This is a genomic window from Novosphingobium flavum, assembly GCF_014230315.1.
Taxonomy (GTDB): Bacteria; Pseudomonadota; Alphaproteobacteria; order Sphingomonadales; family Sphingomonadaceae; genus Novosphingobium; species Novosphingobium flavum.
In genome coordinates this window covers 1-14,341 of sequence record NZ_JACLAW010000010.1, presented here as the reverse complement: position 1 = coordinate 14,341, position 14,341 = coordinate 1, and the positions used below count along the sequence as shown (strand labels likewise).

Sequence of the window (14,341 nt, the reverse complement as noted above, 5' to 3'; positions counted from 1 at the left end):
TTCCCATGACGCTCCGCCGGAGTTCTTTCCGGCCGGAATGTGATCGGTATCATCGGGTGCCGGCGGCGTCAAACGTCGGGGCGGGCTTTGCGCTTAGAATATGAAAATGCCCCGGAAAGCCGAAGCTTTCCGGGGCTTTGGAATGGTGGGCGTAGGAAGGATTGAACTTCCGACCCCTGCGATGTCAACACAGTGCTCTACCACTGAGCTATACGCCCGATCCATTCGAGCCGCCCGCCGTTTCCGCCGGGCAGGGGTGCGCCTCTAACGGTGCCCCCGAGGGAAATCAAGTGATTCCGGCGAGGAAAATTTTGCGCCGCAAATCAACCCCGCGCGGTGGTCGAAAAGCCGAAGACCCGGTCCACTTCCATGACCAGGTCCTTGAGGTGGAAGGGTTTGGACAGGACCTTGGCCTGGGGCGCTTCCTGGCTGGCCTTGAGCGTGACCGCGGCGAAGCCGGTGATGAACATCACCTTGGTTTCCGGACTGATCTCGGCGCAGCGCTGGGCCAGTTCGATCCCGTCCATCTCGGGCATGACGATGTCGGACAGGAGCAGGTCGAACCGCTCGCGCTCCAGCAGCGGCACCGCGGCCGTGCCGCGATCGACCGCGACAACCGAATAGCCTGCGTTTTCAAGGGCACGGGCAAGGTAGGTCCGCATCGCGTCTTCGTCTTCGGCAAGGAGTATGCGGATCATCTGTGGCGGCCATCTTGTGCTTCGTTCGAGGGCGAATCCCTTAGCCTGCGATCCGTTAAGATTCTTGCCTGCCCACGGCGATGAGCCGCTTTGACACGGCGCCCTATCCGGGCCAGCCTGCGGGCATGGAGCGCGAAGAGCTGACAGGGGATTCGGCCTGGGTCGAAGGCGGCGAGGTGCCCGGACTGCCGGGGGCGGCGGCCTTCGTCCTGTCGCGCGGCGAGCCATCGGCCATTCCGGTGCTGATCGCCGTGCCCCATGCCGGGCGGCTCTATCCGCCGGCCCTGGTCGAGCGGATGCGCAACCCGGGCTTTGCCGCGCTCAGGCTCGAGGACCGCTATGTTGACCGGCTGGCCCGCGGCGTGGCGGCGGCGACCGGGGCCGGCCTGCTGATCGCCCAGGCGCCGCGCGCGATGATCGACCTCAACCGCGCGACCGACGATGTCGACTGGGACATGTTCATCCATGCCGAGGGTACCCCGCCCGAGGCCCTGCCGACGCCGGGGCGCCGCGCGCTCAGCGGGCTGGGCCTGATCCCGCGCCGCCTGCCGGGGATCGGCGAAGTGTGGAAGCGGCGCCATGATCGGAGCGAGCTGGACGCGCGGATCGCGGGCATTCACGAGCCCTATCACGCCGCCCTGGCCGAAGCGCTGGACGACCTGCGCGACCGCTGGGGGGCTGCCCTGTTGCTCGATCTCCACTCGATGCCGCCGCTGGCCTTGCGCGGGGCGCCGCCGCCCGAATTCGTGGTGGGGGACCGCTTCGGCGCGACCTGCTCGGGCGCGGTGATTGCCTCGGCCTTCGCCTGGTTTGCCGAGAACCGCCGGATCGCAGCGCACAACCGGCCCTATGCCGGGGGCTATGTGCTGGAGCGCCATGCCCGCCCGCGCCGGCAGGTTCATGCCCTGCAGCTGGAGATCGACCGCGCGCGCTATCTCGATTCGCGACTCGCGGAGCCGGGGCCAGGATTCGCCGGGATGATCGAGCTTCTGGCCGGGCTGGTGCGCCGGCTGGCGGTCGAAGTCGCCACGCTGGGTACGGGGCAGGGCGGCGGGCGCCGCGCCGGTGGCTGGGCCGAAGCGGCCGAATAGCGGGACTTCCGGGGGAAACGGGTGTGGCGGCCTCGTCGGCTGCGCCGCATTTGCAGCACATAAAAAACCACCTCGTGCAATGCACGAGGTGGCCAAGGTTCAGGGAGGAGGTACACATAAGTGCACCAGCCTGACCGGGCCATGAGGGAAGCGCCGATCAAGCATCTGCAATTTAGGGCAGTGGCTCGGCGCTTTCAAGAGGAAATGTGACTCAATTGCCACAGGCAAACAAAAAACCCCTCCCGGCTGGGGAGGGGCTCTTGCCTGTGTCCGTATTGCCACGGATGCGCACTTGCGCTTCCGGGCTTCAGGTCACCTTGGTGATCAGGCGGCGCCGACCGGCGCCTGGACCGGACCCTTGCCCTGCTGGACCTGGCGCCCGAAGATCTCGCGGATCAGCTCGAGCGAGAACAGGTGGGCGTAGATCAGCGGGAGCAGGCCGTTCTGGTTCCAGCTGCGCAGGACGTCGCCGCGCACGTCGCGCAGCTTTTCCTGATCGATCATCTGGAAGCCGCGATAGACGAAGGGCTGTTCGATCCCGTCCTGCTGGATCGCCACTTCACCGTCCATCAGCAGCTTGTGCTTGGTCAGTTCCTCGACGAAGGCCTGGGTCTTCATCCCGGCCTGTTCGAATTGCTCGCAGAAGCCGAGCAGCCCCTTGGTCGATTCGCTGGCCTGGTCGCCGTCGAACAGGGCATTGCCTTCATCGTATTCGCCGACGAGGTCGCTGGTCGGGTCGAAGCACAGCGACAGTTCCTCGGCCTGCGGGTTGAGGCGGGCGAGAAGGAACGGATAGCGGCGGACATAGGCGGGGATGTAGATGTTCTCGAGCAGCTTGCCCTCGCCGTCGACGAACACGTTCACGCCTTCGTTCAGGCCCATCAGCGCCAGCGGCACCGGGTTCTCGCCCGAGGAGAAGATGATCGGGAAATTGCGCGCGGCCGAGGGGAACTCCTCGACCGTGAGCGGCACGGCGTGGAAGCCGGCGAGCCACGGCGCCTTGTCGGTGGTCCGGCTCTTCCAGCTCGCATGGTCGCGGCTGTTGAGCGGCATCAGGTCCTTGTAGAACACGGGCAGGCTGGCTTGCGGCGCACTGGCCATCTTACTTCTCTCCGTCTGGCCCCGAAAAATCGGGCTTTTTCGCGAAACGGCGGCTTTAGGCGCTGGGGCCTTCTGGTGCAAGCGCGACAAGCTTGCCCGGATTGAGCAAGTTGTGGGGATCGAGCGCGGCCTTGATCCGGCGCATCAGGGCCAGGTGCACGGGATCGCCCAGCCGTTCCAGCTCGCCCAGCTTGAGCTGGCCGATGCCGTGCTCGGCCGAGATCGAGCCGCCCCACTCGGTCACCATGTCGTGGACTTCGGCGCTTATCGCCTTGCCTTCGCCGGCTTCCCACGCGGCGCGTTCGCTGCCCGGCGGGGCGATGACGTGGAAGTGGACGTTGCCGTCGCCGAGGTGACCGAAGGCGATAGCCTGGGTTCCGGGGTGGGCCGCCTCCATCCGCGCGATCGCGGCGTCGACGAAGTCCGGCATCCGGTCGACCGGGACCGAGATGTCGTGCTGCACCGCCGGACCCTTGGCGCGCTCGGCCAGCGGCACGGTTTCACGCAGGTGCCAGAAGGCCTCGGCCTGGGTCTCGTTGGTGGAGAAGGCGGCGTCCTCAAGCAGGCCCTTCTCGAAGGCGGCGGCAATCATCTCCTCCGCCCGTTCGCGGAGGCTCTCGGTCCCGGCGGCATCGGCCACGACCTCGATCAGCGCATGCCAGGCGTGCTCTCCCTCGACCGGAATGCGCGCGGTCTGGTTATAGGCGCAGACCGAGGCAAGGCTGTCGGCCGGGATGACCTCGAAGCCTTCGAGCGCATTGCCCACCGTGTCCTCGCAGTGCAGCAGGAGCGCGCGGGCAACCTGCAGCGAGGGCAGGCCGGCCCAGATCACCACCCGGTCGGCGAGCGCGGGAACCAGTTTCAGCGTGGCGGCGGTGACGATGCCCAGCGTGCCTTCCGAGCCGATCAGCAATTGCTTGAGGTCGAAGCCGCGATTGTCCTTCTTGAGCGGGACGAGGGCCGACCACACGCTGCCGTCGGCCAGCACCGCCTCGATCCCGGCAACCAGCGCGCCCATCGAACCGTGGCGCAGGACCTGCGTGCCGCCGGCATTGGTCGAGATCAGCCCGCCGACCGTGGCCGAGCCCTTGCCGCCCAGCGTGAGCGGAAAGCGCAGGTTCTCGCGCGCGGCGATGTTGTGGAGGTTCTCGAGGATCAACCCGGCCTCGCAGGTGATCTGCCGGGCGGCTGGGTCGAAGGCGCGCACCGCGGTCATGCGCCGCAGCGAGAGGAGCAGGGCCGTGCCGCTGCCGTCGGGCGTGGCACCGCCGCTCATGCCGCTGTTGCCGCCCTGGGGCACGATCGGGACATTGTGGCGGGCGCAGAGCTTGACCAGTTCGGCTACTTCGGCGGTCGATCCGGGCGAGGCGAGGGCGAGCGCCTTGCCGGTGAAACGGCCGCGCCAGTCGGTCAGCCAAGGGGCGATCAGGTCGGCATCGCGGGTCAGTCCGCGCGGGCCGAGCGCGGCGGCAGCGTCTTCGAGGAACTTTTCCATGGCCGCGCCTATGGCACAGCCCACCGCAAGACGAAACTTGGCAAGTAATGCCCGCTCAAGTTAAGCGACCGTTCAAGCCCGCAGCGTAAGGCTGTTTTGCGAACGGACTGGGACGGGCCGGAATCGCCGCGGCGCGAGACCGGCCTTGCTGGAGACATTGTGACGACATGAACCCCCTGTCGGACCTGATTGCGCCGGTTCTGGCGCTGCTGCCGGTCATGGCCGGGGGGGCCGATTCCGTTGTCGCCGATCCGCTCGCCAACGGCGAGGTCGCACTCACCCGGCCCGCCGAAGAATCCGCCACCGGGCCGGAGGTGGAAAGTTTCTCCGGCCTGGTCCGCGCCATGCGCGAGGCCGATACGGCCCGGCAGGTGCGGATCGAGCAGCGCCTGATCATCCGCATCGCCCCCGGTCCGCCGCCGCGCGACCTGCGCGATCCGCGCGATCCGCGCCGCAACATGCTGTCCGAGCCGCCGCCCCGCGCCGCCCCGCGCATGGCCGAGCGCAAGATGAACCAGTGCGTCCAGGTAGGCGGCATCGCCGGGGTCCAGCCCGATGGCCCCTCGCGGCTGATGCTGTTCATGCGCGACCAGAGAATCGTCAGTGCAAGCCTTGAAAAGACCTGCAATGCGCGGGATTTCTACTCCGGCTTCCTGGTCGAGCGCAGCACCGACGGGATGATCTGCGCCGGGCGCGATCGGCTGCTTTCGCGCTCGGGCAGCAATTGCGCACTGGGCAAGTTCCGGCAGCTGGTCGGCGCGGTCGACGACGACGAGTAGAGCGGGGCGCTTTCCCCTGCGGTGGACCTCTTGTGCAGGTGCCGCATTTCCTTGACTTTGCCACGGGATTGCGCCTAGGGGCCGTCAGTTTCGCCGCCCGAGGCGAGAGACGAAACGAGCCGGCTGGTTCGCCGTTCGGCTCAAAATGCATTCACCCTTTTCGGAAAATCGAACCACGCCCATGAGCTTTGCCGATCTCGGCCTGTCTGACGAATTGCTCCACGCGGTCACCGCGGCTGGCTATACCGAGCCGACTCCGATCCAGGCCCAGGCGATTCCGCCTGTCCTGATGATGAAGGACCTGATCGGCATCGCCCAGACCGGCACGGGCAAGACCGCCAGCTTCGTGCTGCCGATGATCGACATTCTCGCTCACGGCCGCCGCCGCGCGCTCATGCCGCGCTCGCTGATTCTCGAGCCGACGCGCGAACTCGCCGCTCAGGTGGCCGAGAACTTCGAGAAGTACGGCAAGAACCACGATCTCAAGATGGCCCTGCTGATCGGCGGCGTGCAGATGGGCGACCAGCTCAAGGCCCTGCAGGCCGGGGTCGACGTGCTGATCGCCACGCCGGGCCGCCTGATGGACCTGTTCGAACGTGGCAAGATCATGCTCACCGGCTGCGACCTGCTCGTGATCGACGAGGCGGACCGCATGCTCGACATGGGCTTCATCCCGGATATCGAGACGATCTGCTCGCGCCTTCCGGCCCAGCGCCAAACGCTGCTGTTCTCGGCAACCATGCCGCCGCCGATCAAGAAGCTGGCCGACAAGTTCCTGACCAACCCGAAATACATCGAGGTTGCGCGGCCCGCGTCGAACAACACCAGCATCGTCCAGCACAAGGTCAAGGTCACCACGCGCGGCAAGCGTGAGGCCCTGCGCCACCTGCTGCGGAGCGACAATGTGACGACCGCGATCGTCTTCGCCAACCGCAAGACTACCGTGCGCGAACTGGCCAAGAGCCTGAAGCAGAACGGTTTCGCGGCGGGCGAAATCCACGGCGACATGGACCAGTCGGCCCGCAATGCCGAACTGCAGCGCTTCAAGGACGGGGACATCTCGATCCTCGTCGCCTCCGACGTCGCCGCTCGCGGGCTCGACATCAAGGGCGTGAGCCACGTCTTCAACTACGACACGCCGTGGCATCCGGACGACTACGTTCACCGTATCGGCCGCACCGGGCGCGGCGGGGCCACTGGCCGCGCCTTCACGCTCTATGCCGACGAGGACGCCGAGGCGATCGCCAATGTCGAGAAGCTGACCGGCGGGGCCATCCCGGTGTTCACGCTCGACAAGGGCACCGACAAGAGCAGGGACGCGGCCGAGCCGGCGCAGGCCCCTGCGCGCGAAGAGCGTCCCCGGCGTGAGGAACGCAAGGACCGCAAGCGCGAGGGTTCGCGCCGCGATGAGCCGCGCGAGGACCGCCGGCCCGAGCAACGCGAGGAACGCCGGCCCGAACCGCGCGAGGAGCGCCCCGTTGCCGCCCGCGCCGAACCGCGCGCGCCGCAGGAAGACCGCCGTCCGCCGCGTCCGGAACCGCGCTCGCAGGCGCGTGACGATCGCCGCGACAACCGGCGCGACCAGCGCGAGGCGCCGAGCAAGCCGGGCGAATGGAACGGGCCGATCCCCGAATTCCTCGCCGTCTCCGCCCTGCCGGCCTGACTTTTTCCGCCGCTGCGACGGGCCGAGGCCGCGATCGGTTGCCCGATCCGGTGTGGCACGTATATGTCACCGAATTGTCGCGCGCGAGCGAATGGCCCGATGGCCGCCATCGTGAGGGGGAAAGGTCGTTGTTGCCTGAGCAGTCGAACAGGTCCGGCAAGATCCGGTGCCGGGCATGAGCGCGCTGTCCCTCGCCTTCCTGATCATGGCCGCGGCTCCGGCCGAGGCTACCGCGCCGGTTCAGCCTGATGCCGCCGCGCCGACTGCCGTGGCCGCCGCACCGGCACCCGAGGCTGACAAGCTTCCCTCTGATAGTGCGCCGGCTGATAGTGTTCCGGCCGCGCCGGCCCCCGCAAGCGTTGCCCAGGCTGTCCCGCCGGTACCGGTCGGGAACGATCCGGCCGTGCCCGCTCCCCCGGCCGGGCCGGCGACAGCCCCGATCGTCGCCACGGTTCCGGCCAGCGATCCTGCGGCGGCCCCCCCGCCGGTCGACGATCAGGTCGATATCGTGGTGACGGCGCGGGCCAAGTCGCCGACCGATCCCTTCGCCCGGATCAACGTCGAATCGTTCAAGGCCATCCAGGCGGTCGATCAGGCCGTCGTCGGCCCGGTCGCCATGGGCTACAAGAAGACCGTGCCCAAGCCGGTCCGCGACGGGCTGCGCAATTTCCTGCGCAATCTGGAAGAGCCGGTGTCCTTCGTGAACTATGTCCTCCAGCTCAAGCCGGGCCGGGCGGCGAAGTCACTGGGGCGCTTCACGCTCAACACCACCGTCGGCGTGGCCGGGCTGATCGACGTCGCCAAGCGCAAGCCGTTCAACCTGCCCTACAAGCCCAATGGCTTCGGCAATACGCTGGCCTGTTACGGCGTGGGCAACGGGCCTTATTTCTTCCTTCCGCTGGTCGGCCCGATCACCCTGCGCGACCTCGTCGGCCTGACGCTGGACAAGGGTTTCATCCCTGCGGTGGCGGGCAAGCCGTTCAACAAGTCCTACTATGCAATCCCGACCGGCATCATCGATTCGCTCAACGACCGGATCGAGATCGACGGCCAGCTCAACCGCCTGCGCGAGGAAAGCCCCGATCCCTACGTCGCCATGCGCGAGCTTTACATGAAGCAGCGCCTCGCCGAGATCGCGGAAATCTGCCCGAAGCGGGTCAAGCAGCCGATCGACGACGACCTCCCGCCGCGCGTGGGCAAGGGCAAGGACTGAGGGGCACTCACCGTGATGGCAGTTGCCTCAGTTCGCGCGGTAGTTCTCGGCTGAGGAAATCGACCTGGCTGCGGGGCGCGCGGGACCGGGGCGAATATCCGTCGAAATAGTCGAGCGGCACCAGAAGCAGCATGAAGAATGTGATGAGCGCATAGGCCAGGTAATAGCTGATTGGTCGGACACGCGCGCAGAACAGGAGCGTCGACGACGAGCACAGGGACAGGAAGATCCAGCGCGACGTATCCCATCCGACAAAGCCGATCAGCAGCGGGGCGATGCCTGCGCCGAAGCAGGCGACGAAATTCAGGGCCCGGATGCGGCGGTCCTGCCCGTCTGCCGCCGCCATACCGGCCAGAAGCGCCAGGGTTGCCGCGCAGATCAATGCCGGCATGTCGGTGATGACCCAGAAATTGTGGGTGTTGTCCTGCAGGTAAACGGATTTCCAGAAATCAAAACGCGGGATGAAGTCCGCTTTGCTGGCCAGCACCCTTACAAAGGTTCTGACCACGGCATCTTCTGCGGTGCGGTTGACGGCCAGGTAGAAAGCAACCGTAACAGTGCAGATCGCGGCGGAGCGGGCAGCCTTGCGCAAGTCCTGATCGGCCAGGAACCTGCACGCGATGACGAGCGGCATGATCGCGAAGGCAGCCACTTCATGCACGAAAACGGTCCCGGCCAGCAGGCCGCTCGAAAGCCACCCATTGCCCGTGAAGGCGATCAGGGCGATCGCGATCAGGTATAGCAACAAGTCCAAGTAGCCGATTTCGTGGAAGAGGAACCCGCCGGCAGGGCCAAGCAGGAACAGGCAGACCAGAAGGCGCTGACGGCGATCCCCTCGCCAGGCCGAAATCAGGATCGCCGATAGAAGTGCGCAGAGGATCATTATCGATAGAGCTGCGGCGGTCGCATATCTGAAGCGCCAATCACCCAGTGGATAGAGCAGCGTTCCGACGACCATCCGGCGATGGAATCCGTCCTGCAATGACGGCAAATAGTAGTTCGCGCTCCACAGGTTGGGCATTCGGAAGCCCATGACGAATGCGAGGTAGAGCGAGAGGGCCAAGCCGGTCAGATCGATCAGGTTTCGTCTGCTTGATCTGATTGTCATGGATATTTGCGCTTTCAGGCCGGCTTGACGAAGCTGTCGATCACCCGCTTGCGCCCGGCGCTGTCGAAGTCGATCTCCAGCTTGTTGCCTTCCTGCACGGCGATCGTGCCTGTGCCGAACTTCTCGTGGAACACCCGGTCCCCCACCCGCAGGTCGAGGCGGGGCTTGGCGGCGAAGCTGGCGGCGCTGCGCCCCGGTTCGGCGATGCGTTTGGGCGCCGGGTCATAGGTACCGGCAGCAGCGCGCTGCCAGCCGGGGCCGCGGGTCATGGTGCGGGCGGGCTGGGCGCGGGCGACCGAGGCGAAGGGATCGTCGCGCTCGGACCACTGGGCCCGCCAGAGCGAGGCGCCGCCCGCCAGCGTGGTCTCGCTGTCGACATGGTCGGCCGGGATCTCGGCGATGAAGCGGCTGGGGATCGAACTGGTCCACTGGCCGTAGATGCGCCGGTTGGCGGCATGAAGAATGGTGCAGCGCCGCCGCGCGCGGGTGATCGCGACATAGGCGAGGCGGCGCTCCTCCTCGAGGCTGGCCATGCCGCCTTCATCCAGCGCGCGCTGGCTGGGGAAGACCCCTTCCTCCCAGCCGGGGAGAAAGACCTGGTCGAACTCGAGACCCTTGGCGGCGTGGATGGTCATGATCGTGACCTTCTCCACGTCGTCGGCCGCGTCGTTGTCCATCACCAGGCTGACGTGTTCGAGGAAGTCGCCCAGCGTCTCGTAGTCTTCCATCGCCCGGCCAAGCTCGGAAAGGTTCTCGAGGCGGCCTGAGGCCTCGGTGCTGCGTTCGGCCTGGAGCATGGCGGTGTAACCGCTTTCCTCGAGGATGGTGCGCACCAGTTCGGCCGGGCTGAGCCGCCCCGCCTCATCGCGCCAGCGGGCGAAATCGCGCACCAGCGCCAGCAGCGTGTTCCGCGCGCGGGCGGCCAGCTCGTCCGTGTCGCAGATTTCCAGCGCGGCGCGCATCAGCGGCACGCCGTGGTTGCGGGCATAGCGGTGCAGCCGTTCGAGCGCCTTGTCGCCCAGCCCGCGCTTGGGGGTGTTGTAGATCCGCTCGAAGGCGAGATCGTCCGAAGGCTGGGCGATCAAGCGCAGGTAAGCGAGCGCATCGCGCACTTCGGCCCGCTCATAGAAACGGAAGCCGCCGATGATCTTGTAGGCGAGGCCGATCTGGATGAAGCGGTCTTCCAGCTCGCGGGTCTGGAACTGGGCGCGCACGAGGATGGCGACCTGACTCAGCGAGGCGCCCTCGCGCTCAAGCCGCTCGATCTCCTCGCCCACGCGGCGGGCTTCCTCCGGTCCGTCCCAGACCCCGATCACGCGAACCTTGTCGCCGCCGTTCAGCTCGGTCCACAGCGTCTTGCCGAGGCGCTCGCTGTTCTCGCCGATCAGGCCCGAGGCGGCGGCGAGGATCTGCGGGGTGGAGCGATAGTTCTGCTCCAGCCGGATCACCTTGGCGCCGGGAAAATCCTTCTCGAAGCGCAGGATATTGGCCACTTCCGCGCCGCGCCACGAATAGATCGACTGGTCGTCGTCGCCCACCACGCAGATGTTCTGGCGGCTTTGCGCGAGCAGGCGCAGCCACAGGTACTGGACCTGGTTGGTGTCCTGATATTCGTCGACCATGATATATTTGAAGCGCTGGCGGTAAGTCTCCAGCACCTCGCGCTCCCGGCGCAGGATATTGAGCATGTGGAGCAGGAGGTCGCCGAAATCGCAGGCGTTCAGCGCCTTCAGCCGGTCCTGGTAAAGCTGGTAGAACTTCTGGCCCTTGCCGTTGGCATAGGCCTCGTTCTCCGCAGCATCGAGGTCGGCCGGACCCAGCCCGCGGTTCTTCCAACGATCGATGCAGCCCGCCAGTTGCCGGGCGGGCCAGCGCTTGTCATCCAGCCCCTCGGCCACGATCAGCTGCTTGAGCAGGCGCAGCTGATCGTCCGTGTCGATGATCGTGTAATTGGGCTGGAGGCCCACCAGCTCGGCATGGCGGCGCAGCATCCGCGCGGCGATGGCGTGGAAAGTGCCGAGCCACGGCATCCCTTCCACCGCGGGTCCGATCAGCTGGCCCACCCGCTCGCGCATCTCGCGCGCGGCCCGGTTGGTGAAGGTCACGCAGAGGATCTCGCTCGGCCAGGCACGGCGCGATTCGACCAGCCATGCAAGGCGGGCGGTCAGCGCCGCCGTCTTGCCCGTGCCTGCCCCCGCCAGCATCAGCACCGGCCCTTCCGTGGTCAGCACCGCCTCGCGCTGCGGGGGATTGAGGCGGGCAAGCCAGGCCGGGGCATCGTGAGTGGCGGGAAGGTCGGGCTGCAAGGACATTGCGAACAACTAGAGAACATGAACGCTTTCGGCAAGGCTTGAGCGACCATCGGAGCGCGCGGGTCGGCTCGCCGCACCTGCATTGCCACTGGTCGCGGATGGCGGAACCGGCCCGGGTGCCCGCGCGTAGGCAAGGGTAAAGGTCGCCCCCGGGGCGGCTCCGAGGAGACAGGACATGACCCGCTTCGTAACGCCGGGTGCGCTCGCCCTTGCTTTTTCCGCCGGTGCGCTGGGCGCCGCTTCGCTTGCTTCGGCCCAGTCCGTCGAAGTGCCGGCCGACGCCGCTCCGGCGGGAACCATTCCGGAATCGACCCCGACCGTGGTCGACAACACTCTCCCACCGCCGCCTGCCGCGGCTGAAAACAAGGTCTATCCGGTCTGCACCAAGGCGCTGACCGACAATTGCCAGAATCCCGGCGAAGGTGGAGCTCCGGGTCGCAGCCGCGCGGGCAACATGAAGCGTCACGCTTCCTGAACCCGCGTAGCAGGGCCGGGACGGGCAGCGCCTGTCCCGGCCTTTATCTGATGGGGCGCAAGGTTGACACCGCGCCCCGGCTGGGCAAGTCCACCACGCCATGCACCAGCCAGCCGTTCACCCCATTCGCGCGCACCGCCGCATCCTTGCCGCCTCGCTGGTTGGCACGGCGGTGGAATTCTACGACTTCTACATCTACGCGACCGCCGCCGCGCTGGTGATCGGGCCGCTGTTCTTCCCCGCCCAGTCCGCCACGGCGCAGACCCTGCTGTCGTTCATGACCTTCGGCCTCGCCTTCTTCGCGCGGCCGGTGGGGGCCGTGGCTTTCGGCCATTTCGGAGACCGGATCGGGCGCAAGTCCACCCTCGTCGCCTCGCTGATGCTGATGGGCGGGTCCACTCTGCTGATCGCCTTCCTGCCCACTTATGCGATGGCAGGGCCGATTGCCCCGGCGCTGCTTTGCCTGCTGCGTTTCGGGCAGGGCTTCGGGCTCGGCGGCGAATGGGGCGGGGCCTCGCTGCTGGCGGTGGAGAACGCGCCCAAGGGCTGGGAAGCGCGCTTCGGCGCCGCGCCGCAATTGGGTGCGCCGCTCGGCTTCCTCTGCGCCAACGGCTTGTTCCTGCTGCTCGGCCTCGGCCTGTCGGAGCAGGACTTCGCCGCCTGGGGCTGGCGCATTCCGTTCCTCGCTTCGGCGGTCCTCGTCGGCGTCGGCCTATGGGTGCGCCTGAAGATCGGGGAAACCCCGGCGTTCAAGGCTGCGCTCGACCACGCCCCGCCGCCCAAGGTCCCGGTCGGCCGCCTGCTCGCCGATCATCCCGGCGCCGTGCTGGCGGGGATCGCAGGCGTCGTTGCCTGCTTCGCGATCTTCTACCTCGCCACCACTTTCGCGCTCTCGTTCGGCACCAAGACGCTGGGTTACCCGCGCGAGCATTTCCTCGCGGTCCAGCTCGGCGCCAACACCTTCCTCGCGCTCGGCATCGCGGTCGCCGGCTGGTGGGCAGACAAGGCCTCCGCCCGCACCGTGCTTGGCTGGGGCGCGGCGCTGACCGCGCTGATCGGCCTCGTCTTTGGAACGGGGCTCGGCTCGGGTTCGCTGCTGGTGGTCTTCGCCACGCTCGCCGCCGCGCTGTTCGTGATGGGCCTGGCCTATGGCCCGCTCGGCGCCTGGCTGCCCACGCTCTATGCCGTGCCGGTGCGCTACACCGGGATCAGCCTCGCCTTCAATCTTGGCGGCATCGTCGGCGGAGCCATGGCGCCTTTCGCGGCGCAAATGCTGGCCGACCGGGGCGGCACGGCCTACGTCGGCCTGTTCCTGACGGCGGCCGGCGCCCTGACCCTGCTTGGCGTGCTCGGCGGGCGGGCGGCGCGGGAATCCGCGCCTTACTCGTCCGCCTTGCTCGAACCTTGAGCGGGCTTGAGCTTTAACAGGGTCAGCCGCGCCTTGCCGACCTTGCGCTCGGCAACCGCCTCGAAGCCCTTCACTTTCGGCTCTTCGTCGTGCGCGGTCTCGAGGCTGACCCAGGTCGCCTCGCCGATCCAGCCGAGGCGCCTCAGCTTGTCCAGCGCCACCGATCCCGCGCTGGAGTGATAGGGCGGATCGAGCAGGACGAGGTCGAGCGCGGCCTTGGCCGGGCCGAGCGCGAGGACCGATCCGGCCCGAACGTCACACTGGCCCTGCGCGCGCAGGTTGGCGATATTGGTACGCAGCGCCCGGATCGCGGGCGGGTCCATCTCGACGAAAATGCACGATGCCGCCCCGCGCGAAAGCGCCTCGATCCCGAGCGCGCCCGAACCGGCGAAGAGGTCGGCCGCCGCCAGCCCCTCGAACGAACCGAGGCGGCTGACCAGCATCGAGAACAGCGTCTCGCGCGTGCGGTCCGCCGTCGGCCGCGTGGTGTCGCCCTGCGGTGCCGTCAGCTTGCGCCCGCGCCATTGTCCGGCAACGATCCTCACTTGCGGGGGCCCTTCCGGTTGCCGGCAGGTTTGCCCGGGCCGCTGCGTGAGGGCGGAGCGCCGCGAGGCGGGGTCTTGCCGGGCGCGGCATTGCCGCGCGGCGGGCGGGCCCCGCGCGACAGTTCCGACCGGGTAATCAGCTTTCCGCCATCGTCATCGCCCCGCCGCTGCGGGCGGGGGGACTTGCGGGCTTCGTCACTGCGCGGGGTTTCGCCGCGACGGGCCTCACCGTGCCGGGCGTCACCGCGCCGGGCCTGCCCGCGCGGATTGGAGGCGGCGTCCTCCGGCTCGGGGCGGCGCGGGGCCGATCTTGCCAACTTGGCCATGCCTGGCTTGGCCGGGCCGGGATTGCGCAGTTCTGCGCTCGCCGGGCGCGGCGTGCGCTCGGGCTGGGCGCGGCCCGGCGCCGCGTGGCCGCGTGCCGGGGCGCTGCCCGCCCGCATCGGGGCCGGG

Annotated in this window: 12 protein-coding genes, 1 tRNA gene and 1 pseudogene; 6 read left to right on the top strand and 8 right to left on the bottom strand. The window is 67.8% G+C overall.

Going from position 1 to position 14,341, the window contains the following annotated elements:
• Positions 1-143: 143 nt before the first annotated feature.
• Positions 144-218, bottom strand: a tRNA-Val gene (locus H7F51_RS13200).
• 105 nt (positions 219-323) lie between these two features.
• Positions 324-698 (bottom strand): cell cycle two-component system response regulator CpdR, encoded by a 375-nt coding sequence (cpdR, locus tag H7F51_RS13195; RefSeq protein WP_185664783.1) that lies wholly within the window; start codon positions 696-698, stop codon positions 324-326.
• A 125-nt stretch (positions 699-823) separates the two neighbouring features.
• Between cpdR and H7F51_RS13190 the strand changes: the two genes are divergently transcribed.
• On the top strand, positions 824-1,789 hold the full coding sequence (locus tag H7F51_RS13190) for an N-formylglutamate amidohydrolase (RefSeq protein ID WP_185664923.1): 966 nt from the start codon (positions 824-826) through the stop codon (positions 1,787-1,789).
• A gap of 324 nt (positions 1,790-2,113) precedes the next feature.
• Here the strand turns inward: H7F51_RS13190 and H7F51_RS13185 are convergent, their stop codons facing one another.
• Both H7F51_RS13185 and H7F51_RS13180 read right to left on the bottom strand, forming a co-directional pair.
• Positions 2,114-2,890 carry a SapC family protein gene (locus tag H7F51_RS13185; RefSeq protein ID WP_185664782.1) on the bottom strand — a complete coding sequence of 259 codons (777 nt, stop codon included), beginning with the start codon at positions 2,888-2,890 and terminating at the stop codon, positions 2,114-2,116.
• A 55-nt stretch (positions 2,891-2,945) separates the two neighbouring features.
• Positions 2,946-4,385 (bottom strand): FAD-binding oxidoreductase, encoded by a 1,440-nt coding sequence (locus H7F51_RS13180; protein WP_185664781.1) that lies wholly within the window; start codon positions 4,383-4,385, stop codon positions 2,946-2,948.
• A gap of 167 nt (positions 4,386-4,552) precedes the next feature.
• Between H7F51_RS13180 and H7F51_RS13175 the strand changes: the two genes are divergently transcribed.
• The 3 genes from H7F51_RS13175 to H7F51_RS13165 all read left to right on the top strand — a co-directional run bounded on the left by H7F51_RS13175 (position 4,553) and on the right by H7F51_RS13165 (position 8,040).
• The gene (locus H7F51_RS13175; RefSeq protein WP_185664780.1) at positions 4,553-5,164 is read left to right on the top strand and encodes a hypothetical protein; all 612 of its coding nucleotides are present in this window, start codon (positions 4,553-4,555) and stop codon (positions 5,162-5,164) included.
• A 181-nt stretch (positions 5,165-5,345) separates the two neighbouring features.
• Positions 5,346-6,827, top strand: coding sequence for a DEAD/DEAH box helicase (locus H7F51_RS13170; RefSeq protein WP_185664779.1), 1,482 nt, complete (start codon positions 5,346-5,348; stop codon positions 6,825-6,827).
• A gap of 175 nt (positions 6,828-7,002) precedes the next feature.
• Positions 7,003-8,040, top strand: coding sequence for an MlaA family lipoprotein (locus H7F51_RS13165; RefSeq protein ID WP_185664778.1), 1,038 nt, complete (start codon positions 7,003-7,005; stop codon positions 8,038-8,040).
• A 7-nt stretch (positions 8,041-8,047) separates the two neighbouring features.
• Here H7F51_RS13165 and H7F51_RS13160 read toward each other — a convergent pair whose 3' ends face one another.
• Positions 8,048-9,148: a hypothetical protein gene (locus H7F51_RS13160; protein ID WP_185664777.1), complete on the bottom strand. Its 1,101-nt coding sequence runs from the start codon at positions 9,146-9,148 to the stop codon at positions 8,048-8,050.
• Positions 9,149-9,162: 14 nt separating this feature from the next.
• On the bottom strand, positions 9,163-11,460 hold the full coding sequence (locus H7F51_RS13155; protein ID WP_185664776.1) for an ATP-dependent helicase: 2,298 nt from the start codon (positions 11,458-11,460) through the stop codon (positions 9,163-9,165).
• Between the two features lie 175 nt (positions 11,461-11,635).
• Here H7F51_RS13155 and H7F51_RS13150 point away from each other — a divergent pair, with 175 nt between their 5' ends.
• A complete protein-coding gene (locus H7F51_RS13150) occupies positions 11,636-11,935 on the top strand; it encodes a hypothetical protein (protein WP_185664775.1) in 300 nt (99 codons plus the stop codon).
• Positions 11,936-12,035: 100 nt separating this feature from the next.
• Positions 12,036-13,343 (top strand): MFS transporter, encoded by a 1,308-nt coding sequence (locus tag H7F51_RS13145; protein ID WP_185664774.1) that lies wholly within the window; start codon positions 12,036-12,038, stop codon positions 13,341-13,343.
• On the opposite strand, the gene rsmD is transcribed toward H7F51_RS13145, so the two are convergent.
• Both rsmD and H7F51_RS13135 read right to left on the bottom strand, forming a co-directional pair.
• Positions 13,316-13,888 carry a 16S rRNA (guanine(966)-N(2))-methyltransferase RsmD gene (rsmD, locus tag H7F51_RS13140; RefSeq protein WP_185664773.1) on the bottom strand — a complete coding sequence of 191 codons (573 nt, stop codon included), beginning with the start codon at positions 13,886-13,888 and terminating at the stop codon, positions 13,316-13,318. The genes H7F51_RS13145 and rsmD overlap by 28 nt on opposite strands.
• Positions 13,885-14,341, bottom strand: a pseudogene (locus H7F51_RS13135) (hypothetical protein); the annotation flags it as partial. The gene rsmD and the pseudogene H7F51_RS13135, both read right to left, overlap by 4 nt.